This window comes from Streptomyces pinistramenti (assembly GCF_020564935.1).
In the GTDB taxonomy this organism is placed as follows: Bacteria; Actinomycetota; Actinomycetes; order Streptomycetales; family Streptomycetaceae; genus Streptomyces; species Streptomyces pinistramenti.
In genome coordinates, this window is sequence record NZ_JAJCXB010000006.1 from 44,802 (window position 1) to 68,442 (window position 23,641).

At 70.7% G+C, this 23,641-nt stretch carries 21 protein-coding genes; 12 read left to right on the forward strand and 9 right to left on the reverse strand.

Annotated elements, in window-relative coordinates:
- Positions 1–291: 291 nt before the first annotated feature.
- Entirely contained in the window at positions 292–951 is a 660-nt protein-coding gene (locus LIU39_RS06355) for a TetR family transcriptional regulator (RefSeq protein WP_227045552.1), read from the reverse strand.
- Between the two features lie 114 nt (positions 952–1,065).
- On the opposite strand from LIU39_RS06355, the gene LIU39_RS06360 reads away from it, so the two are divergent.
- Positions 1,066–2,667, forward strand: a complete 1,602-nt coding sequence (locus LIU39_RS06360; protein WP_227045554.1) for an MFS transporter — start codon at positions 1,066–1,068, stop codon at positions 2,665–2,667.
- Between the two features lie 560 nt (positions 2,668–3,227).
- Positions 3,228–3,635, forward strand: coding sequence for a peptidase inhibitor family I36 protein (locus tag LIU39_RS06365; RefSeq protein ID WP_227045555.1), 408 nt, complete (start codon positions 3,228–3,230; stop codon positions 3,633–3,635).
- Positions 3,636–3,736: 101 nt separating this feature from the next.
- On the opposite strand, the gene aceE is transcribed toward LIU39_RS06365, so the two are convergent.
- Complete coding sequence (aceE, locus tag LIU39_RS06370) at positions 3,737–6,469, reverse strand: pyruvate dehydrogenase (acetyl-transferring), homodimeric type (RefSeq protein ID WP_227045557.1); 2,733 nt, start codon at positions 6,467–6,469, stop codon at positions 3,737–3,739.
- 530 nt (positions 6,470–6,999) lie between these two features.
- Between aceE and LIU39_RS06375 the strand changes: the two genes are divergently transcribed.
- The 6 genes from LIU39_RS06375 (at position 7,000) to LIU39_RS06400 (ending at position 11,546) form a co-directional block, all read left to right on the forward strand.
- Positions 7,000–7,440 (forward strand): DUF3052 domain-containing protein, encoded by a 441-nt coding sequence (locus tag LIU39_RS06375; protein WP_227045559.1) that lies wholly within the window; start codon positions 7,000–7,002, stop codon positions 7,438–7,440.
- A gap of 149 nt (positions 7,441–7,589) precedes the next feature.
- Positions 7,590–8,048 (forward strand): peroxiredoxin, encoded by a 459-nt coding sequence (locus LIU39_RS06380; RefSeq protein WP_227045560.1) that lies wholly within the window; start codon positions 7,590–7,592, stop codon positions 8,046–8,048.
- A 167-nt stretch (positions 8,049–8,215) separates the two neighbouring features.
- Positions 8,216–8,791: a TerD family protein gene (locus LIU39_RS06385; RefSeq protein ID WP_227045562.1), complete on the forward strand. Its 576-nt coding sequence runs from the start codon at positions 8,216–8,218 to the stop codon at positions 8,789–8,791.
- Between the two features lie 158 nt (positions 8,792–8,949).
- Positions 8,950–9,525: a TerD family protein gene (locus LIU39_RS06390; protein WP_227045564.1), complete on the forward strand. Its 576-nt coding sequence runs from the start codon at positions 8,950–8,952 to the stop codon at positions 9,523–9,525.
- 53 nt (positions 9,526–9,578) lie between these two features.
- Positions 9,579–10,709 (forward strand): DUF475 domain-containing protein, encoded by a 1,131-nt coding sequence (locus tag LIU39_RS06395; RefSeq protein ID WP_227045566.1) that lies wholly within the window; start codon positions 9,579–9,581, stop codon positions 10,707–10,709.
- Between the two features lie 72 nt (positions 10,710–10,781).
- Entirely contained in the window at positions 10,782–11,546 is a 765-nt protein-coding gene (locus LIU39_RS06400) for a TerD family protein (RefSeq protein ID WP_227045569.1), read from the forward strand.
- Positions 11,547–11,580: 34 nt separating this feature from the next.
- Here LIU39_RS06400 and LIU39_RS06405 read toward each other — a convergent pair whose 3' ends face one another.
- Positions 11,581–12,717, reverse strand: coding sequence for a TerD family protein (locus tag LIU39_RS06405; protein ID WP_227045571.1), 1,137 nt, complete (start codon positions 12,715–12,717; stop codon positions 11,581–11,583).
- Positions 12,718–12,935: 218 nt separating this feature from the next.
- On the opposite strand from LIU39_RS06405, the gene LIU39_RS06410 reads away from it, so the two are divergent.
- The 4 genes from LIU39_RS06410 (at position 12,936) to LIU39_RS06425 (ending at position 18,403) form a co-directional block, all read left to right on the forward strand.
- Entirely contained in the window at positions 12,936–14,108 is a 1,173-nt protein-coding gene (locus LIU39_RS06410; protein WP_227045572.1) for an HpcH/HpaI aldolase/citrate lyase family protein, read from the forward strand.
- A gap of 105 nt (positions 14,109–14,213) precedes the next feature.
- Positions 14,214–16,796 carry a phosphoribosyltransferase gene (locus LIU39_RS06415; protein WP_227045574.1) on the forward strand — a complete coding sequence of 861 codons (2,583 nt, stop codon included), beginning with the start codon at positions 14,214–14,216 and terminating at the stop codon, positions 16,794–16,796.
- On the forward strand, positions 16,796–17,611 hold the full coding sequence (locus LIU39_RS06420) for an HAD family hydrolase (protein ID WP_227045576.1): 816 nt from the start codon (positions 16,796–16,798) through the stop codon (positions 17,609–17,611). The genes LIU39_RS06415 and LIU39_RS06420 overlap by 1 nt, the downstream gene beginning before the upstream one ends.
- A 132-nt stretch (positions 17,612–17,743) precedes the next feature.
- Positions 17,744–18,403 (forward strand): O-methyltransferase, encoded by a 660-nt coding sequence (locus LIU39_RS06425; protein WP_227045579.1) that lies wholly within the window; start codon positions 17,744–17,746, stop codon positions 18,401–18,403.
- Positions 18,404–18,716: 313 nt separating this feature from the next.
- On the opposite strand, the gene LIU39_RS06430 is transcribed toward LIU39_RS06425, so the two are convergent.
- The 6 genes from LIU39_RS06430 to LIU39_RS06455 form a co-directional block, all read right to left on the reverse strand.
- Positions 18,717–18,926, reverse strand: a complete 210-nt coding sequence (locus LIU39_RS06430) for an FmdB family zinc ribbon protein (protein WP_227045581.1) — start codon at positions 18,924–18,926, stop codon at positions 18,717–18,719.
- Between the two features lie 23 nt (positions 18,927–18,949).
- The gene (locus LIU39_RS06435; RefSeq protein WP_227045583.1) at positions 18,950–19,933 is read right to left on the reverse strand and encodes a sugar kinase; all 984 of its coding nucleotides are present in this window, start codon (positions 19,931–19,933) and stop codon (positions 18,950–18,952) included.
- Positions 19,930–20,550 (reverse strand): bifunctional 4-hydroxy-2-oxoglutarate aldolase/2-dehydro-3-deoxy-phosphogluconate aldolase, encoded by a 621-nt coding sequence (locus tag LIU39_RS06440; RefSeq protein WP_227045584.1) that lies wholly within the window; start codon positions 20,548–20,550, stop codon positions 19,930–19,932. Before LIU39_RS06440 ends, LIU39_RS06435 begins: the two co-directional genes overlap by 4 nt.
- Positions 20,551–20,668: 118 nt before the next feature.
- Positions 20,669–21,814, reverse strand: coding sequence for a galactonate dehydratase (dgoD, locus tag LIU39_RS06445; RefSeq protein WP_227045585.1), 1,146 nt, complete (start codon positions 21,812–21,814; stop codon positions 20,669–20,671).
- Between the two features lie 122 nt (positions 21,815–21,936).
- Positions 21,937–22,635: a FadR/GntR family transcriptional regulator gene (locus tag LIU39_RS06450; RefSeq protein WP_227045586.1), complete on the reverse strand. Its 699-nt coding sequence runs from the start codon at positions 22,633–22,635 to the stop codon at positions 21,937–21,939.
- Between the two features lie 249 nt (positions 22,636–22,884).
- Positions 22,885–23,625: a DUF4383 domain-containing protein gene (locus tag LIU39_RS06455; RefSeq protein WP_227045587.1), complete on the reverse strand. Its 741-nt coding sequence runs from the start codon at positions 23,623–23,625 to the stop codon at positions 22,885–22,887.
- Positions 23,626–23,641 lie beyond the last annotated feature (16 nt).

A 23,641-nucleotide genomic window follows, 5' to 3' on the forward strand; every position in this document is an offset into this window, starting at 1 on the left:
CTAGGAGACGCGACACCATGCACGCTCCGGGCGTGAGTCATGTCACGTTTCACGCCAGGTATTTCGACCATTTCGGACACAGAGTGGGGAATTCCGGCGCTCAGCTGCGCGGAGGTGCACTCATCGGGCAGTGGGACCGTCACGCGCCGACGGGGATCAATGACGGCGTGTCGGCGCGGCTCCGCCCGTTCGGCGAGAGGCCGGGCGGCGTGTCGGCCGTGCGCCCTGCCCGGCGCGTCGGACGCCGTACACGGCGGCGGAGAGGGCGAAACCGCCGGCCCGCCGGCCGCCTCACCGCCCGGCGCGCCAGTCGTCGTCTATGGCCGGCCGGATGTGATCGAGGTGCGACTCGGTCAGCGTGCGGAGGGAGTCCACGCTGCAGTCCTCGCCCTCGCCCCACACCTTGCCCGCCGCCCGCATCACGCCGCTGAACACCGCGACCAGCACCCGCGGCCGCGGATCCAGCCCGGCGTCCAGACCCTCGCGCCGGGCGATCAGCTGCGCGACCTCCTCCTCCAGGTCGGATGAGCGCCGCAGGTGGGCGGCGACCAGCGCGGGGGTCGACTCGATCATTTGGTACGAGCGCATGTGCAGCTCCACCGGGACCACCGACTCGATCGCGGCGCCGATCTCGTCCCAGGCCAGCACCACCGCGCTGCGCAGCGCGGTCAGCGGCGCCTCGGCCGCCGGGCGCCGCCGCAGTTCGTCGACGAAGCGGGCCTCCACCATCTCCTGGACGGCGAAGACGACCTCTTCCTTGTTGGTGAAGTAGCGGAAGAAGGTGCGCTGGGAGACGTCCACGGCAGCGGCGATCTCGTCGACGGTCGTCGCGTCGTACCCCTGTGCCGTGCACAGTTCGAGCGCTGCGCGGATGAGCGCGTCGCGGGTGCGCTGTTTCTTCCGTGCGCGCAGACCGCAGCTGACTGGCTTCCGCGCCGTCGACGGGGCCATCCTGCGCCGCCTTTCCTGGTGTTCTCGCTGCTCAGGATACCTGTGAGGGAAATGACAGTTACCGACTGATGGTTTGTTTTGTCAACTGTCAGTGGCTGACATTAATCTCCTTGTATGAGTTCCCAGACCCCGGTTGCCGACGTCGCACCGGAACTTCCCGTACCGGAGCCCCGCAAGGGGCTGCGCGGCCATCCGTGGCTGACTCTCTTCTCCGTCGCCATCGGCGTCATGATGGTCGCCCTCGACGGCACCATCGTCGCCATCGCCAACCCGGCCATCAAGCAGGACCTCGGCGCCTCGCTCGCCGACGTGCAGTGGATCACCAACGGCTACATGCTCGCGCTGGCCGTCTCGCTGATCACCGCGGGCAAGCTCGGTGACCGCTTCGGCCACCGCCAGACCTTCCTCATAGGCATCCTCGGCTTCGCCGCCGCCTCGGGAGCCATCGGGTTCTCCAGCGAGGTCACCTTCGTCATCGTCTTCCGCGTGCTCCAGGGCCTGTTCGGCGCGCTGCTGATGCCCGCCGCGCTCGGCCTGCTGCGCGCGACCTTCCCCGCCGAGAAGCTCAACATGGCGATCGGTATCTGGGGCATGGTCATCGGTGCCTCCACCGCGGGCGGCCCGATCGTCGGCGGTCTGCTCGTCGAGCACGTCAGCTGGCAGTCCGTCTTCTTCATCAACGTCCCGGTCGGCATCCTGGCGCTCGTCCTCGGCCTGGTGATCCTCAAGGACCATCGCGCGGAGAACGCCCCGCGCTCCTTCGACATACCCGGCATCGTGCTGCTCTCCGGCGCGATGTTCTGCCTCATCTGGCCGCTGATCAAGGCGTCGGAGTGGGGCTGGGGCGACATGAAGACCTGGGGCTTCCTGATCGGTTCGGTGGTCCTCTTCGCGCTCTTCGCGTTCCTGGAGACCAAGGTCCGCGAGCCGCTCATCCCGCTGCGGATGTTCCGTTCCGTGCCGCTCACGGCCGGCACCGTCCTCATGATCCTGATGGCCTTCGCCTTCATGGGCGGCCTGTTCTTCGTGACGTTCTACCTCCAGAACGTGCACGGCATGAGCCCCGTCGACAGCGGCCTGCACCTCCTCCCGCTCACCGGCATGATGATCGTCGGCTCGCCGCTGGCCGGTGCCCTGATCACCAAGTTCGGCCCGCGGATCCCGCTGGTCGGCGGCATGGTCCTGACCGCCGTCGCGATGTACGGCATGTCCGGCCTGGACACGAACAGCAGCACCGGCCCGATGTCCGTGTGGTTCGCCCTGCTCGGCCTGGGCCTCGCCCCGGTCATGGTCGGCGCCACCGAGGTCATCGTCGGCAACGCCCCGCTGGAGCTGTCCGGCGTCGCAGGCGGCCTCCAGCAGGCCGGTATGCAGGTCGGCGGCAGCCTCGGCACGGCCGTGCTGGGCGCCGTGATGGCCTCCCGCGTGGAGAACGAGCTGCCGGAGAACTGGAAGTCGGCCGGTCTGCCGCCGGCCCGCCCCGAGCAGCTGTCCCAGGCGTCCGACGCGGTCTCCGCCGGTATCGCACCGGTGCCGAAGGGCACCCCGCCGGAGCTGGCGCAGAAGATCGTCACCGTCTCGCACGACACCTTCGTCTCCGGCATGGGCCTGGCCTTCACGGTCGCCTGCGGAGTCGCGGTCGTCGCGGCGGTCGTCGCGATGTTCACCAAGCGCGGCAAGAACGCGGAGGCGGGCGCGGGCGTCGGCCACATCTGACCGGCCCGCGGGCGCCGTCGGCCACCGTCGGCGCCCAACCGCCGCCGCACCCGCGGCAAACAGCACCCTGCCGTACCCTCCCCCCGGCGCGCGGCCGCCCGCGTATCCCTCTCGGCGGGCCGCGCGCCGTCGCGTTCCGGCGGCGTACGCAGGCGGCCGCGCGCGTCAACCACCCGTCCCCGACGTCGTGTTGGCCTTCGCCGCCGATTCCTTGCCACGGCCGGACCCAGCACATCGCGCCGAATCCCTCATCCGGATGAGCCCATACGGGAACCATCCGCCGCCGCACGGGCACGACCGGCCGGCCACCCCGCAGCGGCCCGCCGCCCCGCCATGGGAAAAACGGTTTCCGCAGGGCCAGGCGCGGTCCGCTACCGCGTCAACACCGCGCCAACGACCCCTGCCCAGAGCCGCACACTCCGTCCCCATCGCCGATCCGGGTGGTCCTCCCGCCGCGGCCTTGGCAGCCGTCCCGCACGGTCGCGAAGCTCGGTGTGAACCCGCGGCAGGCAACCGGCCCGCCGCGGAAAGCCACCGCACTCCACGGGGGAGAGATTCCTATGCGTACGTTCCGCAGCACCGCGCTCGTCACCGGCCTCGCCGCACTGGCCGCCATGCTCACCGCCCCGGCCGTCCTCGCCGCCCCGCCCGCCCACGCGGCGCCCGGCGGCCGCACCGCAGCCGCGTCCGGCGACTGCTCCAGCGGCCAGCTGTGCGTCTGGCCCACGGCGGACTTCGGCGGCAAGCGGCAGACCTACGAGCTGTCCGACACCGACATCGAGAGCTGCGTCACGCTCCCCAAGGGCACCGCCGCCACCTCGCTGGCCAACCGCACCGGCCGTCCGGTCACCACCTACCAGAGCGCCGAATGCGCCGAGACCGGCGAGTTCGACACCTACCCGGGCGGTGGCAGCTGGGTGCCCCGATCGCCGTACCAGGTAAGGGCGTTCAAGATCTGGGAGCGCTGACCCCGCACCCGGCAAGGAGGCCGCCAACGGCCGCGCCCCCGACCGGCGAGATCGCTGGTCGGGGGCGCGGCGGACACCGTACGGCGGTGTGCCGGAGAGGGTCAGGCGTCGCCGCCGGCCTCCCCGGCATCGGCCGCCGTGACGTCCAGCAGCTGGTAGCGGTCGATGGCCTGCTTCAGCAGCGAGCGGTCGACCTTGCCCTCCCGCGCCAGCTCGGTGAGCACTCCCAGCACGATCGACTGGGCGTCGATGTGGAAGAAGCGGCGGGCCGCTCCACGGGTGTCGGCGAAGCCGAAGCCGTCGGCACCCAGCGACTGGTATGTACCGGGCACCCAGCGGGCGATCTGGTCCGGGACGGAGCGCATCCAGTCCGAGACCGCGACCTTCGGGCCCTCGGCGTTCTGGAGCTTCCGCGTCACATACGGGACGCGCTGCTCCTCCTCCGGGTGCAGCAGGTTGTGCCGCTCGATCTCCACCGCATCGCGGCGCAGTTCGTTCCAGGAGGTGGCCGACCAGACGTCCGCCCTGACGTTCCACTCGTCCGCGAGGATCTGCTGGGCCTCCACGGCCCACGGCACCGCGACACCGGAGGCGAGGATCTGGGCCGTGTGCTCGCCCTTCTCACCGGCCTTGATGCGGTGCAGGCCCTTGAGGATGCCCTCGACGTCCGCGTCGGCCGGCTCGGCAGGGTGCTGGATCGGCTCGTTGTAGACGGTCAGGTAGTAGAAGATGTCCTCGGAGTTCTCTCCGTACATCCTCCGCAGGCCGTCCTTGACGATGTGCGCGATCTCGTAACCGTAGGCCGGGTCGTAGGCGACGCAGGCCGGGTTGGTCGAGGCCAGCAACTGCGAGTGCCCGTCGGCGTGCTGGAGGCCCTCACCGGTCAGCGTCGTACGGCCGGCGGTCGCGCCCAGCACAAAACCGCGCGCCAACTGGTCGGCCATCTGCCAGAACTGGTCACCGGTGCGCTGGAAACCGAACATCGAGTAGAAGACGTAGACCGGGATCAGCGGCTCGCCGTGCGTCGCGTAGGCGGAGCCGGCGGCGATCAGCGAGGCCGTGCAGCCCGCCTCCGTGATGCCGTCGTGCAGCATCTGGCCGGTCGGCGACTCCTTGTAGGCCAGCAGCAGTTCGCGGTCGACGGACTCGTAGATCTGGCCCAGCGGGTTGTAGATCTTCGCCGACGGGAAGAACGCGTCCATGCCGAAGGTGCGGTACTCGTCGGGCGCGATCGGCACGAAGCGTTTGCCGATCTCCTTGTCCCGCATCAGGTCCTTCAGGACGCGGACGAACGCCATGGTCGTGGCGATCTTCTGGTGCCCGGAGCCCTTCTTGGCGCCGGCGTACGCCTTGTCGTCCGGCAGCTGCAGCGGCTTGGCGCGCACGACACGGGTCGGCACGTAGCCGCCGTTCGCCTTGCGCCGGTCGTGCATGTACTGGATCTCTTCCGAGTCGCGGCCCGGGTGGTAGTACGGCGGCAGGCCGTCCTCCAGCTCCTTGTCCGCGATCGGGAGGTGCAGCCGGTCACGGAAGCCCTTGAGGTCCTCGACCGTCAGCTTCTTCATCTGGTGGGTCGCGTTGCGGCCCTCGAAGTTCGGGCCGAGCGTCCAGCCCTTGACGGTCTGCGCGAGGATCACCGTCGGCTGGCCCTTGTGGGCCTTGGCCGCCGCGTACGCCGCGTAGATCTTCTTGTGGTCGTGACCGCCGCGGCCCAGGTGCAGGATCTGGTCGTCGGTCATGTTCTCGACCATCGCCCGCAGCCGCTGGTCGTCACCGAAGAAGTGGTCGCGGATGTACGCGCCGGTCTCGGTGGCGTACGTCTGGAACTGGCCGTCCGGCGTGGTGTTGAGCTTGTTGACCAGGATGCCGTCGCGGTCCTGGGCGAGCAGCGGATCCCAGCTGCGGTCCCAGACCAGCTTGATGACGTTCCAGCCGGCGCCGCGGAACTGCGACTCCAGCTCCTGCATGATCTTGCCGTTGCCGCGGACCGGGCCGTCCAGGCGCTGGAGGTTGCAGTTGACGACGAAGGTGAGGTTGTCCAGGCCCTCGCGCGCGGCGATGGACAGCTGGCCCAGCGACTCCGGCTCGTCCATCTCGCCGTCGCCCAGGAACGCCCAGACGTGCGAGTCGGAGGTGTCGGCGATGTCGCGCGCCTGCATGTAGCGGTTCATCCGCGCCTGGTAGATCGCGCCCAGCGGGCCGAGGCCCATGGAGACGGTCGGGAACTCCCAGAAGTCCGGCATCAGCCGCGGGTGCGGGTAGCTCGACAGACCGTTGGGCGCCTTGGACTTCTCCTGGCGGAACGCGTCCAGCTGCGACGCGTTCAGCCGGTCCAGCAGGAACGCGCGGGCGTACACGCCGGGGGAGGCGTGGCCCTGGAAGAAGATCTGGTCGCCGCCCTTGCCGTCGTCCTTGCCCCGGAAGAAGTGGTTGAAGCCCACGTCGTACAGGGAGGCGGAGGAGGCGAAGGTGGCGATGTGGCCGCCGACGCCGATGCCGGGGCGCTGGGCCCGGGAGACCATGACGGCCGCGTTCCACCGCGTCGCGTTCAGGACCTTGCGCTCGATCTCCTCGTTACCGGGGAAGAACGGCTCGTCCTTGGTGGCGATGGTGTTGACGTAGTCCGTGCTGCGCATCTCGGGCACGGCCACGCGCTTCTCGCGGGCACGCTCGATCAGTCGAAGCATGAGGTAGCGAGCTCGTTCCCGGCCTCGCTCATCGACGGCTGCGTCGAGCGAGTCGAGCCATTCCTGGGTCTCTTCGGGATCGAAGTCCGGGACCTGGCTGGGAAGGCCGCCAATGATGATCGGGTTTCGATCGGATCCGGAAGCCACGCTGTTCCTTCGTGTTCGGGTCATGTCGTGCTCTGCACGCGATAGCTGCTAGCGCACGCGGTCGGATGCTGTCTCTCTGTGGTTTCTTCTGGGGTCGCGCCGTGTTCCATCGTGTACCGCGGCGTCGCGATACGTCATCTCTACCGATGGGTAACCGCAGCCGCGGAGGCGGGCGCTACAAAGGCCGACTTCTCAGGTCGGCCAAACCGCAACCATACGCTCATGTCGACAGAGGGTGACGGGCGCCGGTGCGTATTCCGCATACGCATCCGAGGGCCGGGCAGAAGTCATGAAGGAGTTCGCTCGTCCGTGTCCACCCCGCAAACCCGGCAGAAGGGCGTGATGCGTATCACTTGGACCTGTCCTGGTGGGGTCGTAGTTGCGGCGAGACGCCTCCAATCGTCACCGTTTAGGCGGTCTCGACGGCCGGGTACTTGCGCGATCCGCCCCGCCCGTGTGGACTACGCCCAATGCTCCGCGCACGCGCGGAGCTTTCCGAGCATTTTCCGAAACATGACAGGAGGCAATCCGTGAGCGCGACCGCGGACCACGCGGAGGAGCGGACCAACCCTGCCGCCAAGCTGGGGTTCGAGCCCGGACAGGTGGTCCAGGAGATCGGATTCGACGACGACGTCGATCAGGATCTCCGCGAAGGCATTGAGACCGTGATCGGCCAAGACCTCGTCGACGAGGACTACGACGATGTCGCTGACGTCGTTCTGCTGTGGTTCCGGGACGAGGACGGTGACCTCACGGACGCGCTGGTGGACGCCATCGGGCTGATCGACGAGGGCGGGCAGGTCTGGCTGCTGACCCCCAAGACCGGCCGTGACGGCTATGTCGAGCCGAGCGACATCAATGAGGCCGCGCAGACCGCGGGTCTGTCCCAGACCAAGAGCATCAACGCGGGCAAGGACTGGTCCGGCAGCCGGCTGGTCACGCCGAAGGCGGCGAAGACCGGCAAGCGCTGAACCGCCCTTCCTCGATCTCCGTACCCGAGCCCCCCTCCGGCCTGCCCGGAGGGGGGCTCGGCCCTGTCCGGGTACGGCCGTCGGGCGGCCCGGGGCGGCGCGTAGGGTTGCCCCGATACCTGTTGAGCGTGACCGGAAGGGATGCACCCATGGCGATCGAGGTCGGCACGAAGGCTCCGGATTTCGAGCTGAAGAACCAGCACGGCGAGCTGGTCAAGCTCTCGCAGTTCCGCGGCGAGAAGGCCGTCGTCCTCCTCTTCTACCCCTTCGCCTTCACCGGCGTGTGCACCGGCGAGCTGTGCGCGCTCCGCGATGAGCTGCCGAAGTTCGTCAACGACGACGTGCAGCTGCTGGCGGTCTCCAACGACTCCCCGTTCTCGCTGCGGGTCTTCGCCGAGCAGGAGGGCCTGGAGTACCCGCTGCTGTCGGACTTCTGGCCGCACGGCGAGACCTCGCGTGCGTACGGCGTCTTCGACGAGGAGAAGGGCTGCGCGGTGCGCGGCACCTTCATCATCGACAAGGAGGGTGTCGTGCGCTGGACGGTCGTCAACGGCCTGCCCGACGCCCGTGACCTGAACGACTACCTCAAGGCGCTCGGCACCATCTGAGCCGCCCTCTTCCGTGGCGCCACGGGCCGCAGTCGCCGCCGGAACGACATTCGTCGGCGATATCTGCATTCGGTGGGAACCGGTCACTAGGATCGATTCGTTGATCCGATGCCATGCACGATGGGGGCGCAAGATTTTTCGTACCCCTCGAATCTATGGGAGGACTCGTGGGAGTCAGCCTCAGCAAGGGCGGCAACGTCTCGCTGACGAAGGAAGCCCCCAATCTGACCGCCGTTCTCGTCGGTCTGGGCTGGGACGCCCGTACCACCACCGGTACGGACTTCGACCTGGACGCCAGCGCCCTGCTGGCGAACGACCAGGGCAAGGTCGCAAACGACCAGAACTTCGTGTTCTTCAACAACCTGAAGAGCCCCGACGGTTCGGTCGAGCACACCGGTGACAACACCACCGGTGAGGGTGAGGGCGACGACGAGGCGATCAAGGTGAACCTCGCCGGGGTGCCCGCCGACGTCAGCAAGGTCGTGTTCCCGGTGTCGATCTACGACGCCGAGAACCGCCAGCAGAGCTTCGGCCAGGTCCGCAACGCGTACATCCGCGTGGTCAACCAGGCCGACGGCACCGAGCTGGCCCGCTACGACCTCAGCGAGGACGCCTCGACCGAGACCGCCATGGTCTTCGGCGAGCTGTACCGCAACGGCGCGGAGTGGAAGTTCCGCGCCATCGGCCAGGGTTACGCATCGGGACTGCGCGGCATCGCGCAGGACTTCGGCGTCAACGTCTGACCGTGCAGCACGGGCCGGCGGTGCCGGCCGTGTGAAGCAGGCATGTTTTCCGCGTCCGGCGCCGTACGCCCCCTCGGGGGACGTGCGGCGCCGGACGCGCTTCAAGGGGCCGCGGGCCGCGCACGGTCCGCGCCGATACCGGGGAGGAAGCGAACATCATGGGCGTCACGCTCGCCAAGGGGGGCAACGTCTCCCTGTCCAAGGCCGCTCCGAATCTCGCGCAGATCATGGTCGGGCTCGGCTGGGACGCGCGCTCCACGACAGGAGCCGATTTCGACCTGGATGCCAGTGCGTTGCTGTGTGCATCGGGCCGGGTGCTGGGGGACGAGTACTTCGTCTTCTACAACAACCTCAAGAGTCCCGAGGGTTCCGTCGAGCACACCGGTGACAACCTCACCGGCGAGGGCGAAGGGGACGACGAGTCGATTCTGGTGGACCTCACCGGAGTGCCCCCGCAGGTCGACAAGATCGTGTTCCCGGTGTCGATCCACGAGGCGGAGGCGCGCGGCCAGAGCTTCGGTCAGGTCGGCAACGCTTTCATCCGCATCGTGAATCAGGCGGACGGCAGCGAACTCGCCCGTTACGACCTCAGTGAAGACGCGTCCAGCGAAACGGCGATGATCTTCGGCGAGGTTTACCGCTACAACGGCGAATGGAAGTTCAGGGCGGTGGGTCAGGGGTACGCGTCGGGTCTGCGAGGTATCGCTCTAGACTTCGGGGTCAACGTTTCGTAAAGGCGCCGCGCTGCGCGCGCGGGGGGCCCATACAGCGAGGGATTGGGTAGGCAGTGCTCCTGAAAACCTTTGGCTGGTCGTTCGCCGTCACGGTGCTCGGCCTGGCCTTGGCCGGCGTGCTCTGGGGGTGGCAGGGGCTCGCGATTGTCGGAATCCTGTCCATCCTGGAGATTTCGCTCTCGTTCGACAACGCGGTCATCAACGCAGGCATTCTGCGCAAGATGAACGCCTTCTGGCAGAAGATCTTCCTGACCGTCGGCATTCTCGTCGCGGTGTTCGGCATGCGGCTGGTCTTCCCGGTCGTCATCGTCGCGATCACGGCGAAGCTGGGGCCGATCGAGGCGGTCAACCTCGCGATCAACGACAAGGCGCACTATCAGGAGCTGGTCACCGCCGCCCACCCCGCCATCGCGGCGTTCGGCGGGATCTTCCTCCTGATGATCTTCCTCGACTTCCTCTTCGAGGAGCGCGACCACAAATGGCTGGCCTGGATCGAGAAGCCGCTGGCCAGGCTGGGCAAGCTGGACATGCTGTCCGTGGTCATCGCGCTGGTCGTCCTGCTGGTGGCCTCGATGACGGTCGCCACGGGCGTCTCGCACGGGGGTGGTGACAAGAGCGCCACGGTCCTGCTGTCCGGCGTCGCGGGCCTCATCACGTATCTCGTCGTCGGCGGCATCTCCGGCTACTTCGAGGACAAGCTGGAGGACGACGAGGAGGGCGAGGAGGCCGAGGGCGGCAAGCCGGCGGTGAAGAAGGGCGCGGGCGCGGCCGTGGGCCTGGCCGGCAAGGCCGCGTTCTTCATGTTCCTCTACCTGGAGGTCATCGACGCGTCCTTCTCCTTCGACGGCGTCATCGGCGCGTTCGCCATCACCAACGACATCTTCGAGATGGCGCTGGGTCTCGGCATCGGCGCGATGTACATCCGGTCCCTGACCGTCTTCCTGGTCCGTAAGGGCGCCCTGGACGACTACGTCTACCTGGAGCACGGCGCGCACTACGCGATCGGCGCGCTCGCCGTCATCCTGCTCGTCACGATCAAGTACGAGATCAACGAGGTCATCACCGGCCTCGTCGGCGTCGTGCTGATCGCCCTCTCCTTCTGGTCGTCCGTGGTGAAGAACCGGCGTGAAGGCAAACCGGGCGGCAGTACCGAACCGAAGGCGGAAGTATCCTCCGGCGTGTGATGCGGGCCTGATTGAGGAACGCTCTCTGCGGGGCGGCCATGGGGTGCAGACCTCGGGCCGCCCCGTTGTCATATGGGGCCGAGCAGTGGGGTGGGCAAGGTGTCGTTCCTGGGAAACCTGTGGCGCGGTGGAGCGCCGAAATACGACAGCGGCGGTGCGTCGTACGTCGTGGAGCTGACGAAACGGAATCCGGTCGTCTCGCTGACCAAGCAGGGTGCGGACAGCGGGCATCTGCGGGTCAACCTGCACTGGCAGATGCGCACTTCGGATCTGGGGGACCGCGGCAAGCGGAGCATGGGCAGCCTGCTGCGGCACCCGGCCCGTATCTTCAAGCCCGAGGTGGTGCAGGCGCAGGGCCCCGCCGTGGTTCAGATCGACCTCGACCTGGCCTGCATGTACGAGCTGAAGGACGGCACCAAGGGTGTGGTGCAGCCGCTGGGCGACTTCCTGGGCGATCTCAACGGCCCGCCCTACGTGCAGTTGAGCGGCGACGACCGGTTCGGCTCACCGTCCGGCGAGACGCTGTACATCAACATGGATCACCGCGACGAGATCAAGCGGCTGCTGATCTTCGTCTACATCTACGACGGGACACCCGCCTTCGACCGTACGCACGCGGTGGTGACGCTCTACCCGACCACCGGGCCGCGGGTCCAGATCCGGCTCGACGAGCGGGCGCCGCAGGCCCGTTCCTGCGCCATCTTCATGCTGGAGAAGACCAAGGACGAGCTGACCGTGCGCCGCGAGGTCAAGTACGTCTACGGCTTCCAGGCGGAGTTGGACCGGCTGTACGGCTGGGGCCTGCACTGGGGTCGGGGCTACAAGTCGAAGGTGTGAGGTCCGCCTGCCGGGTGGCCGGCAGACGGGGTGTTCAGCGGCGCTGGAACTGCGGGCCCTGGGGCGGCAGTACGAAGGACGGATCGGGCGCGGCGGGCGGCTGCTGCGGGTAGCCGTACGTCGGCTGCGGCTGTTGCGGGTAGCCGTACGCGGGCTGCTGCGGCGGGTACGGCGGCGGGCCCGGCTGCTGCGGGACCGGCGGGCCCGGGTAGCCGTACGCGGGCGGTGACGGCGGCTGGGCGGGCGGCGGCGGAACGTTCTGTGGGTAGCCGTATCCGCCGCCGGCGGGCTGCGGGTAGCCGTATCCGCCGCCGGTGGGCTGCGGGTAGCCGTATCCGCCGCCGGTGGGCTGCGGGCCGGGGGGCGGCGCGGCGCTCGGCGGGAGCGGGGCGGCGGAGAAGGGCTCCGGCAGTGGGTCGGGCACGTGCTGGGTGGCCGCGTCGGGGTCCGCGGGAGCGGGGCCGGCGACGGGCGGGCCGACGGCTTCCTCGGGCCAGGCCGTGGCGGGCGGTGCGGTTGCGTCGGCGGCCGCCGGGGCGCTGTCGGGGAGGGGGGCGGCGGGCGGCGAGGGGGCCATGCCGTCGGCGGGAGGTGCGGTGGGCGGCGTCGGGTCGGGCCGCGGGGCGTCGCCGTCGTCGACCGAGATCCCGAACTCGGTGGCCAGGCCCACCAGTCCGCTGTCGTACCCCTGGCCCAGCGCACGGAACTTCCAGCCGTCGCCGCGGCGGTACAGCTCCCCGCAAATCAGGGCCGTTTCCTCGCCGGTGTCCGGCACCACGTCGAAGGTCACCAGCGGATCGCCGCCGGCCGCCGTCGCGTCGTACAGCAGGACGCGCAGGTCAGGTACGCCGGCGAAGGCCCCGCCGTCCGATGACGCGGTCAGCACCACGCGGTCCACCGTCGGGTCGAGCGTGGACAGGTCCACCTCGATGGTGTCCGCAAGGCCGTCGGTGAGACGGCTCTTGAGCAGGTGTCTGACCTGTCCGCCGGGGTGCTGCGGCTGGTTGTAGAAGACGAAGTCCTCGTCGGAGCGCACGCGGCCCTCGGGGCCCACCAGCAGGGCCGAGGCGTCGACATCGGGGACGCCGACGCCGGGAGTCCAGCGCAGGACGGCCCGTACCGCCGTGGTGTCGAGGGGTACGTTCGACCCTTTCAGCATCGCGTGCGTCATGTCGCAATCCTGCCTTCTGGGAGGTCGGGGGGACAACGCGGGGCCCTGGCGGAGGGGCCCGCGGGCACCGCCAGGACACCTCGATGCTTTGTGCACCTCATGAAATTTTCGCGTACGGGGGAACTATCGATACCCACGCGCACGTACGATTACCGGCTGGATCCAGAGGGCGGGACGCAACGGGGATGCCCGGTTCGCGCCTGTATGCGGGGAGTTGTATGCGGCATTTTGGGCATCTTGCGCCCGACATTCAGAAGACGCTGTTCCACCAGGAGCCGGCGGAGTTCACCGCCGGATCGCCTGCCCGCCTGCTCGCGGTCGCTCTCGGCGCCACGCTCTACAGCCCGGCCACCCGGCCGCGGCTCGCCGACGACGTCCTCAAGCAGGCCGGCTGCGGCGTCGTGTCGATGGTGCTCTGCCTGGAGGACTCCATCAGCGACGCGGACGTCGGAGCCGGTGAGGAGAACCTCGTCCGGCAGTTCGCCCTGCTCGACGCGGCGGCCGCCGAAGGCACCGATCTTCCGCTGCTGTTCGTCCGCGTCCGCACGCCGGACCAGATACCGGACCTGGCACGCCGGATGGGCCCGGCCGTCCGCAGGCTCTCCGGTTTCGTACTCCCCAAGTTCACCGAGGAGCGCGGGGCGGCGTTCCTGACGGCGCTGGCCGCCGCCGAGGCGGAATGCGGGCAGCGGCTCTTCGCGATGCCGGTCCTGGAATCCCCGCAGCTGCTGCATCTGGAGACCCGCGGCGAGACCCTCCGGGGCGTCGCCAGGATCGTCGACGCGCACCGGGACCGGGTGCTCGCCCTGCGCCTGGGCGTCACGGACTTCTGCTCGGCCTACGGGCTGCGCCGCGCGCCCGACATGACGGCCTATGACGTCCAGATCGTCGCCTCCGTGATAGCCGACGTGGTCAATGTCCTGGGGCGGGCGGACGGCACCGGATTCACGGTCACCGGGCCCGTGTGGGAGTACTTCCGGCTGCACGAGCGGATGTTCAAGCCGCAGCTGCGCCGGAGCCCGTTCCTGGGCCGGGCCGAGGAGCTGCGGACGGCGCTGATCGAGCACGACATGGACGGCCTGCTGCGGGAGATCGAGCTGGACCGGGCCAACGGGCTCCAGGGCAAGACCTGCATCCACCCCTCGCACGTCGCGCCCGTGCACGCCCTCTCGGTGGTCAGCCACGAGGAGTTCAGCGACGCCGTCGACATCCTGCGGCCCGAGCGCGGCGACGGCGGCGTACTGCGCTCCGCCTACACGAACAAGATGAACGAGGTGAAACCGCACCGGGCCTGGGCCGAGCGGACGCTGCTGCGCGCCGAGGTGTTCGGCGTGGCACGCGAAGGCATCGGCTTCGTGGAGCTGCTCGCCGCGAGCCTGCCGCACACGTAGCCGGACGGCCGGGCCGGGAACGGTCCCGGCGTCCGAGAAGAAACCGAAGACCGACCCGGCCGGGAACCGGCGGGAAGCCGGTGGTGACCGCCGGCGGACGACACGATGGAGGAGACGGAACGCGTGGTGTGGACGGGAGAATGGGTCGCTCGGCGGCTCGGAGTCTCGCTGAGCGGCGGGGACCAGCTGCCGGGACTGCTGGGTCTTGCGCTGCGGCGCAACCCCAAGCGGGCCCATCTGCTCGTGTCGCACGTGCTCGGCAAGCACGTACCGCAGCGTCCTGCGGTGGTGCACGGCATCGGCGTCGGACTGGGGCGCAGGGTGCGGGAACTGCTCGGTGACGAGGCCGCGGCCCGCTCCGTCGTGCTCGGTTACGCCGAGACCGCGACGGGCCTCGGGCATTCCGTCGCCGACGGGCTGGCGCTCGCGCCGTACCTGCACTCCACGCGCCGCCCCGTCCCGGGAGCCGAGCCGGTGGGCGGCTTCGAGGAGGAGCACAGCCACGCCACCTCGCACCTGCTGCTGCCCGAGGAGCACGGCCTGCTCGCGGGGGACGGGCCGCTGGTCCTCGTCGACGACGAGTTCTCCACCGGCAGGACCGTCCTGAACACCGTCAAGGCCCTGCACGCGCGCTTCCCGCGCGAGCGGTACGTCGTCGTCGCCCTCGTCGACATGCGCTCCGAAGGCGACCGCAGGCACCTGGAGAAGTTCGCCGCCGACCTGGGCGCCCGCGTCGACCTCGTCGCCCTGGCCGCGGGCAGCGTCTGCCTGCCTGCCGATGTCCTGCGGCGCGGACAGGACCTCGTCGCCGCCCATGAAGTCCCGGACGGCGGGCGGCCGTCGGGCCAGGACGGCTTTGCGGCGACGGACAGCGGGCGCGCCGCCGCGCCCGTACGCGTCGCCCTGGAATGGCCCGCCGGCGTGCCCGACGGCGGCCGCCACGGTTTCACCCCGGCGCACCGCGAGCGGCTTGAAGCCGCGCTGCCCGCCATGGCCGCCCGGCTCCGGGACCACCTCGGCGGCGCGCGCCGCATCCTCGTCCTCGGCAACGAAGAGCTGATGTACGCGCCGCTGCGGCTGGCCCAGGCCCTGGACGCGCAGCTCTCCCCGCCCGGCGGCCTGGGCACGCTCCCCGCCGAGCAGGCCGCCGATGCGTGGGCCCGCGCCGACGCCGGACCCGCCGACGGCCCCGAGGTCCGCTTCTCGACCACCACCCGGTCACCGGTACTCGCCGTGGACGACCCCGGCTACGCCATCCGCACCCGGCTCTCCTTCCCGGCCCACGACCGCCCCGCCGACGGCCCCGGGCGGCGCTACGCGTACAACGTCGCGCCCGGCGCCGACCCCGCGCGGCGGTTCGACGCGATCGTCGCCGTCGTCGATGCGCACGGCGAAGGACCCGAACTGCGCGCCCCCGGCGGCCTGCTGGACCGCCTCGCCGCGCACACCGACCGGCTGCTGCTCGCCGTCGTCCCCGCGTACGTCCCGCAGCAGCGCAAGGCGACGCAGCCACCGCACGCCCCGCAACGACAGGCCCGCACCGTGCACCACCTCCCCGAGCCGCTGCGCGGCCCCGCCTTCTCCTCCTACGCCGCCGACGAGGTCGGCTGGCTGCTGCAGGACCTGTCCGCGGTGACGCTGGAAGTCCCCACCGAGGAACGCGAGGAGGCCATCCAGAGCGGCGGCGCCCACTACGCGGAGTCGCTGCCCGTCGAATACCAGCCGTCACAGCGGTACCAGGCGCTGTTCCACAGCGCGCTGGAGACCTCCGCCGGCCGGATCGCCCGAGCCGTCGGCGCCGTCACCGAAACCGTGCTCGCCGAACGCACCCCGCGCCCGGTACTCGTCTCGCTGGCGCGGGCCGGCACCCCCGTCGGCGTGCTGATGCGCCGCTGGGCCCAGTACGCGCACGGCCTGGACCTGCCGCACTACGCCGTCTCGATCGTGCGGGGCCGCGGCATCGACACCACGGCCCTGCGCTGGCTGGCCGCCCACCACGACCCGGCGGACGTGGTCTTCGTCGACGGCTGGACGGGCAAGGGCGCCATCACCCGCGAACTCGCCGACGCCCTGGAGGACTTCCCCGGCTTCGACCCGCGGATCGCCGTCCTCGCCGACCCCGGCGGCTGCGTGGCGACCTACGGCACCCGGGACGACTTCCTCATCCCGTCCGCCTGCCTCAACTCCACCGTCTCCGGGCTGATATCCCGCACCGTCCTGCGCGACGACCTGGTCGGCCCGGACGACTTCCACGGCGCCAAGTTCTACCGCGAACTGGCCGGGGCCGACCTCTCGCGCGAATTCCTCGACGCGGTCAGCGCCCGCTTCGGCGAGGTCACCGAAGCCGTCGCCGCCGACGTGGAGCAGCTGGCCGCCGAGGACCGCGCCCCCACCTGGGAGGGCTGGGCCGCGGTCGAGCGGATCAGCGCGGAACACGGCATCCACGACGTCAACCTCGTCAAGCCCGGCGTGGGGGAGACCACCCGCGTCCTGCTGCGCCGGGTGCCCTGGAAGATCCTCGCCCGGCGGGGAGCCGGACCCGACCTCGACCACGTGCGCCTCCTGGCGGAACAGCGCGGCGTACCCGTCGAAGAGGTCGACGAACTCCCCTACACCTGCGTGGGGTTGATCCACCCCCGGTTCACCCGCGGGGCGACCGGCGCCGACGGCAAGGCGGTGGCCGCCTGATGCGCACCATCGTCGCCAGCGACCTCGACCGCACCCTGATCTACTCGGCCGCGGCCCTGGACCTGACCACGCCGGACGCGCAGGCGCCGCGCCTGCTCTGCGTCGAGGTCTACGAACAGCGGCCGCTCTCCTACCTGACGGAGACGGCGGCAGGACTGCTCGCCGAACTGGCCGCATCCACCACCTTCGTGCCCACCACCACCCGCACCCGCGAGCAGTACGGACGGATCCATCTGCCCGGCCCGGCACCGGAGTTCGCGATCTGCGCCAACGGCGGGCACCTCCTGGTCAACGGCGAGTCGGACCCCGACTGGCAGCGCACGGTCGCCGGACGCCTCGCCGCGCAGTGCGCGCCGCTCGCCGAGATCCGCGCACACCTCGTCCGCACCGCGGATCCCGCCTGGCTGCTCAAGGAGCGGACCGCGGAAGATCTCTTCGCCTATCTGGTCGTCGAGCGGGCGCTGCTGCCCGACACCTGGGTGAAGGACCTCACCGACTGGGCGGCCGGCCGCGGCTGGACCGTGTCCCTCCAGGGCCGCAAGATCTACGCCGTCCCGAAGCCGCTCACCAAGAGCGCCGCCGTCGCGGAGGTCGTACGCCGCACGGGGGCCACCGAGGTCCTCGCGGCGGGCGACTCGCTGCTGGACGCCGATCTGCTGCTGGCCGCGGACCGCGGATGGCGGCCGGGCCACGGGGAGTTGGCGGACACCGGCTGGCAGGCCCCGCACGTCACCGCGCTCCCCGCGCGAGGGGCCGCGGCGGGCGAGCAGATCCTGCGCGCCTTCCTGCGGGGCACGGCGGACCGGGACACCTGAGCCGAACGGGACCGGGACATTCGGTACTCCCTCGCGGAACGGGCGGCTCCGCTACTCTCGCCGGGGCGGCGCAGCCGGGCCGGTCCGGGAAGGCTTCCGGGGCCGCCGCACGGGATCCAGAGGAGAGCGTCAGTGGCCGAGTCCAAGAGCACGCCGATCACGCCGGAACTGTACGACTACGTGCTGGCCCACAACCCGCCGCTGGATACGGTCCAGCGCGGCCTGGTGGACCTCACGCACGAGCGGTTCCCCGACGCGGCCGGCATGCAGTCGGCGGAGGAACAGGGGCCGCTGCTCGCGTTCCTGGTGCGGCTGACCGGCGCCCGGCACGTCGTCGAGGTGGGCACGTTCACCGGATTCTCGACCCTGTCGATGGCCCGGGCGCTGCCCGCGGACGGCACGCTGGTCGCCTGCGACGTTTCCGAGGAGTGGACGGCGTACGGCCGCGAAGCCTGGGCGAAGGCCGGTGTCGCCGACCGCATCGACCTGCGGATCGCGCCGGCGCTCGAAACGCTGCGGGCGATGCCGCCCGAGCCGCACATCGATCTCGCCTACGTCGACGCGGACAAGGGCGGCTACATCTCCTACTGGGAGGAACTGGTGCCGCGGCTGCGGGACGGCGGCGTGATCGTCGCGGACAACGTGCTCTTCCACGGCAAGGCCCCCGACCCCGCGGCGACCGGCAGCGCCGCGGCGATCAGGGCGTTCAACGAGCACGTGCGGGCGGACGGCCGGATGGAGTCGGTCATGCTCACCGTGGCGGACGGACTCACCGTGGCCCGCAAGCGCTGAACCGGGGGCCTGCCGGGGCGACCCGGCCTCGTCCGCGCCGACGGCCTTCACGGCACCGGCCCGGGGCACGTCCCGGGCTGAGCGGACGCGGATCCGGGGCCCCGGGGACGGCCTCCGTGGCGCAGTGCACGGGACGGCGCGGGCGCGTTCCGGAGCGGTCGGCGGCTCCGTTCCGGGCCGATGTGGATCCGGGCAGGTCAGCGGGGTACTACGGTGGGAGGTGAAGACCTCCGTGTGTGGTGTGTTCCTGGACAGCTCCATCACACCGGAGGTCTTCTTTCACGGCCCTCGCCAGGGTGTGTCCCGACAGGACCTAGCCGCAGCAGCCGCCCCCGCAGCAGCCGCCACCGCCACCGGACGGCGCGGGGGCACTGGCGGAGCCGCCGACGGCGACCGTGGAGAGCAGCTTCACGGTGTCCTCGTGCCCATCGGGGCAGAGGGCAGGGGCGGACGATTCGGCCATCGGCCGGTTCAGCTCGAAGGTGACGTCACAGGGGCGGCACCGGTATTCGTAGCGAGGCATGGCCACAGATTAGCCGGGGCCGGTCACCGCACGACGGTGCCGGGCGGTGCGCCCAGCATGCTCAGCTCCGCGCGGGTCGGAGCGCCCTCCCAGTCGCCGTGCGAGGCCACCGCGAAGGCGCCGGTGGTCACGGCCCGTTCGAGGCGCTCGTCCAGACCGGCGCCGTCCAGCAGGGCGGAGAGGTAGCCGGCGACGAAGGCGTCGCCCGCGCCGACCGGATCCACCGCCCGCACCGGTATCGCCGGGCGGTGCAGCGAGCCGTCGGAGGCGAAGGCCGTCGCCCCGTCGGCGCCGAGTTTCACCACGACCTCGCCGGCGCCCAGCGCCCGCAACGCCTCGGCCTGCGCCGCGAGGCTCGTGGCGGAGTCGCCCGATGGGGAGCCGGCCGTCGGGGGCAGACAGAGCGGCAGCTCGTCGTCGGATGCGATCAGGACGTCCGCGTACGGAACCCAGGCCCGCATCACCCGCGCCGCCTCCTGCCGACTCCACAGGCGGGCACGGAAGTTGACGTCGAGGCAGACCAGCGAGCCGTGCTGCCCGGCCAGTTGGAGCGCGGTGTCCGCCGCCGCACGGGCCTCGGGGCTGAGCGCAGGGGTGATGCCGGTGAGGTGCAGCACGCCCGGCGGGGCCGTGCGGAAGGCCCGCTCGACGGCCTCGGCCCGGAGCCGGGAGCCGGCCGAGCCCGCGCGGTAGTAATGCACCCGCGTCACCTCCGGCAGCCGGGGCTCGAAGAGCAGCAGACCGGTCGGCGCACCGGAATCGGTCGCGGCCCCGGACACGTCCACCCCCTCGGCGCGCAGCGTCCGCAGCACGAGCTGCCCCGCCTCGTCCTCGCCGACCGCCCCCGCCCAGCGCACCTCGTGGCCGAGGCGAGTCAGGCCGATCGCGACGTTGCTCTCCGCGCCGGCCACGGAGACCGCCATCGTGCCGCCGAGCTTCAGCGGGCCGCTGCCGCGCAGCGCCACCATGGTCTCGCCGAAGGTGAAGACGTCCGGGCGCTCCCTCATCCTGCGCACACCGCCGTGAACTCCGCGGCACGACGGCGCAGACCGGCAAGATCGCCGCCGTCCGCCGCATCGCCGATCAACGGTGACCCGACGCCGACCGCCACCGCCCCGGCGTCGAGATAGGCGCGCGCCGCGGTCGCGTCCACCCCGCCGACGGGGACGAACGGCAGCCCGGGGAACGGCGCACGGAGCGCCTTCAGATAGGCCGGCCCGCCGACCGCCGCAGGGAACAGCTTCAGCGCCGTCACGCCCAGCGCATCCGCGGCGATCACCTCGGACGGCGTCAGCACCCCGGCGAGCACCGGCAGCCCCAGCCGCACGGACTCTTCGGCCCCGGCCCCGAGGCCGGGCGTGACCAGCAGATTCGCGCCCGCGTCGGCGGCGTCCCGGGCGTCCTGCGCGGTCAGCACCGTGCCGGCACCGAGCCAGGCGGCGTCGCCCAGTTCGGCCCGCGCCCGCCGGATGACGCCGAGCGCGCCGGCCCCGCTGAGCGAGACCTCGATCAGCGGGATCCCGGCCTCCGCCAAGGTCATGACCGTACGGAACGACGCCTCGGCGTCCTGTCCGCGAATGATGGCCACCAGCCGCTCGGTGCCGAGCGCCGCGTGGAAGTCCATGGTCCGGCTCCTGCCTTCTCTCCTGCTCCCGGCACCGGTGAGCTGCGCGGGTCGTGCGGGGTGTGGGTGTGGTGGATGTCGGTCTGTGCCTGCGTCCGGGGGCTTCCGGCCCGGTGCGTCACCATTCGGCGAACGCCCCGTCCTCGTACCGCCAGACGGGATTGCGCCAGGCATGGCCCTTCGCGTCGGCCGCGCGTACGGCGGACTCGTCCACCTCGACGCCGAGCCCCGGCCGGTCGGTCCGCAGCAGTGACCCGCCACGGAAGCGGAACGGCTCCGGGTCCGCGACGTAGTCCAGCAGTTCGGCGCCCTTGTTGTAGTGAATGCCGATGGACTGCTCCTGGATGAGGAAGTTCGGCGTGGTGAAGGCGACTTGGAGGCTGGCGGCGAGCGCGACCGGGCCGAGCGGGCAGTGCGGGGCGAGCTGGGCGCCGTAGGTCTCGGCGAGGGCGGCGATCCGGCGGAGTTCGGAGATGCCGCCCGCGTGCGAGATGTCCGGCTGCACGATTGCCACCCCCGCCTCCAGTGGTGCCAGGAACTCCCGTCTGCTGAAGAGGCGTTCCCCCAGCGCCAGCGGGATGTTGGAGGCGTTGACGAGGTCCGGTACGGCGTGCATCTGCTCCGAGAGGACGGGCTCCTCGACGAACATCGGCGCATACGGGGCGAGCAGCGGCAGCAGCCGGCGGGCGTTGGCGGGGGAGACCCGGCCGTGGAAGTCGAGCCCGAAGTCCCGTTCCTCGCCGAGCGTTTCGCGCGCGGTCTCGGCGCGCAGCAGACACTCCCGTATCTCCGCGCGGGTGGCCACCGGAGTCATGCGGCCGCAGCCGTTCATCTTGACGGCGGTGAATCCGGCCTCGATCTGCGCGGACAGTGCGTCCCGGATCGCCCGTGGCTCATCGCCCCCCACCCATGCGTAGGCCCGGATCTTCTCGCGCACCGGGCCGCCGAGCAGCTGGTAGACGGGCAGCCCGTGCCGCTTGCCCTTGATGTCCCACAGCGCCTGATCAAGGCCGGCGACGGCGGACGACAGCACCGGGCCGCCCCGGTAGAACCCGCCCTTGGTCATCACCTGCCAGTGGTCCTCGATACGTGCCGGATCCTGGCCCAGCAGGTATTCGGCCAGCACCTCCACGGCCGCCCGCACGGGTTCCGCCCGCCCTTCGACCACGGGCTCGCCCCAGCCGACCAGGCCCTCGTCGGTCTCCACGCGCACGAACATCCAGCGCGGCGGGGCGAGGAACGTCTCGATGCGGCTGATCTTCATGGGGCGGCCGTCCTTTCCTCCCGGCGCTGTGCACCGGCTCTGCACCTTTTCGTCTTCGTCTGCGTAGTCCGTCTGCGTTGCGGGGGAAGCCGGGAGGCCGGGGCGCCGGATGCCGCGTTCCGTCAGGGGTGGTCGCGGCCGGACATGTCGAGCAGCGCGTGCATCGACAGGGATGCGCCCTCGGCGTCCCGGCCGCGTATGGACTCGACGACCTCGGCGTGCGAGGGGTGCGGATGCTCGAACGCGCCGGCGTGCACCGTGCGGTCGCGCTGGATCAGTACGGGCACGATCACCCGGTACATCTGCGCGTAGAAGCGGTTGTGCGAGGCGGCCAGCAGCGCCGTGTGGAACGAGGCGTCGGCGCGCACGAGCAGCACGGGATCGCTGTCGGTCGCGGCCATCGCGCTGAGCGCCGCGTCGAGCGAGTCGAGGTCGGCTTCGGTACGGTGCCGCGCGGCCAGCGCGGCGGCGGCCGGCTCTATTGAGCGGCGCAGGGTCAGCAGCTCGGCGAAGAAACCGGGCGAGGCGCCCGCCGCCAGCTTCCAGCGCAGGACGTCGCTGTCGAGCAGATTCCACTGCTCCTGGGGACGGACGAAGGTGCCGCGCTTCTGCCGTGCGTCCAGGAGGCCCTTGGTGGTCAGCACCTTTATGGCCTCGCGCAGCACGGTCTGGCTGACGTCCAGCTCGGCCATCAGGTCCCGCAGGTCGATCGTGTCACCCACGCCGTACGTTCCGTTGAAGATCCGCTTCGCCAGCGCCTCCACCGCCACGGCATGCACCCCGCGCCCCGCGTACGCGGCGGAACCTGTGGACTGCGGCATCTCGTCCCCACCCCCTCCGGTCGTGCCGATCTCTCCGTGGCAGCCGCTTCCGCTTCCGTCACGCCTCCAGATTCGCACAAGAAATAGTTAATTAGCAATTGTTTTCGAGATGGAGAGAAGTGAAGGGCAGATGCCGGGACGCCGGGCCGAGCACCGGCCGCCGACCGGCCACGGAGCAGCAGAAGGGCGCACCGCCGGCAGATCCACCCGCCGTGATGCGCCCTTCCCCCGGGAGACCGGGATCGCGCCCTAACCGCCCGCCCGCCCCTCGCCGCCGCGGTGTCCCCCCGGCTCGATCCGCCCCCGGGCCGTGCCCTGGTGTGGTGTCGCCTCCTCGCCGGGCGTCGCGCCGGACTGGATTTTGTCGAGCGCGGCCTGCCGGGCGGCCGCGGCACCGGTGGCGGGGTGCATCCGTTCACGGGCCATCCGCTGGACCACCTCGGGATGGCGGGCCCGCCAGTACGGGTTGTCGTGCGACAGCCCGCCGCTGACCCGGCCGTACATCCCGAACACCAGCAGCATCAGGCCCACCACGAAGCTGAACAGCACGTTCTGGATCTTGAACGCGAGGAAGTTCGCATCGGTTTGGAGCAGTGCCAGATTCACGAAACCGCTCAGCAGGAACAGGCCGCCCAGCACGGTGTTGAGGGTGGAGGCGAAATTCCCGCCGATCACCATGCCGGCGAAGAGCACCACGCCCACGACGATGGACAGGACGCTCAGCGAACCGTTGGCGTTGAGTCCGGCGACGCTGGCGCCACCGGTGTCGAAGAAGCCGATCCTGTCGATCAGGCCGAGGATGCCGAACGCGACCAGGGCGAGGCCCATCAGGCCCGCACCGATGCGGTAGACCTTGCTGAGCCGGTGGTCCGTCGGCAGATGCTCGTCGAGACGGGTGTGGCGCAGTTTGCCCCCGCGGAACAGGTTCGAGGGCCCGCGCAGGCCGTGCGGCCCCACCCTCGGTGTTCCGGTAGCTCCAGTGGTGGCCATGTCCGGCCTCCCTCGC

Coding starts and splice junctions, on each gene's coding strand:
- LIU39_RS06455 (WP_227045587.1), bottom strand. CDS start 23,625: ATGGCCACCACTGGAGCTACCGGAACACCGAGGGTGGGGCCGCACGGC.
- LIU39_RS06420 (WP_227045576.1), top strand. CDS start 16,796: ATGCGCACCATCGTCGCCAGCGACCTCGACCGCACCCTGATCTACTCG.
- LIU39_RS06405 (WP_227045571.1), bottom strand. CDS start 12,717: ATGACGCACGCGATGCTGAAAGGGTCGAACGTACCCCTCGACACCACG.
- LIU39_RS06355 (WP_227045552.1), bottom strand. CDS start 951: ATGGCCCCGTCGACGGCGCGGAAGCCAGTCAGCTGCGGTCTGCGCGCA.
- LIU39_RS06440 (WP_227045584.1), bottom strand. CDS start 20,550: ATGGACTTCCACGCGGCGCTCGGCACCGAGCGGCTGGTGGCCATCATT.
- LIU39_RS06430 (WP_227045581.1), bottom strand. CDS start 18,926: ATGCCTCGCTACGAATACCGGTGCCGCCCCTGTGACGTCACCTTCGAG.
- LIU39_RS06435 (WP_227045583.1), bottom strand. CDS start 19,933: ATGAGGGAGCGCCCGGACGTCTTCACCTTCGGCGAGACCATGGTGGCG.
- LIU39_RS06410 (WP_227045572.1), top strand. CDS start 12,936: ATGCGGCATTTTGGGCATCTTGCGCCCGACATTCAGAAGACGCTGTTC.
- dgoD (WP_227045585.1), bottom strand. CDS start 21,814: ATGAAGATCAGCCGCATCGAGACGTTCCTCGCCCCGCCGCGCTGGATG.
- LIU39_RS06360 (WP_227045554.1), top strand. CDS start 1,066: ATGAGTTCCCAGACCCCGGTTGCCGACGTCGCACCGGAACTTCCCGTA.
- LIU39_RS06390 (WP_227045564.1), top strand. CDS start 8,950: ATGGGCGTCACGCTCGCCAAGGGGGGCAACGTCTCCCTGTCCAAGGCC.
- LIU39_RS06450 (WP_227045586.1), bottom strand. CDS start 22,635: ATGCCGCAGTCCACAGGTTCCGCCGCGTACGCGGGGCGCGGGGTGCAT.
- LIU39_RS06380 (WP_227045560.1), top strand. CDS start 7,590: ATGGCGATCGAGGTCGGCACGAAGGCTCCGGATTTCGAGCTGAAGAAC.
- LIU39_RS06365 (WP_227045555.1), top strand. CDS start 3,228: ATGCGTACGTTCCGCAGCACCGCGCTCGTCACCGGCCTCGCCGCACTG.
- LIU39_RS06415 (WP_227045574.1), top strand. CDS start 14,214: ATGGAGGAGACGGAACGCGTGGTGTGGACGGGAGAATGGGTCGCTCGG.
- LIU39_RS06400 (WP_227045569.1), top strand. CDS start 10,782: ATGGGGCCGAGCAGTGGGGTGGGCAAGGTGTCGTTCCTGGGAAACCTG.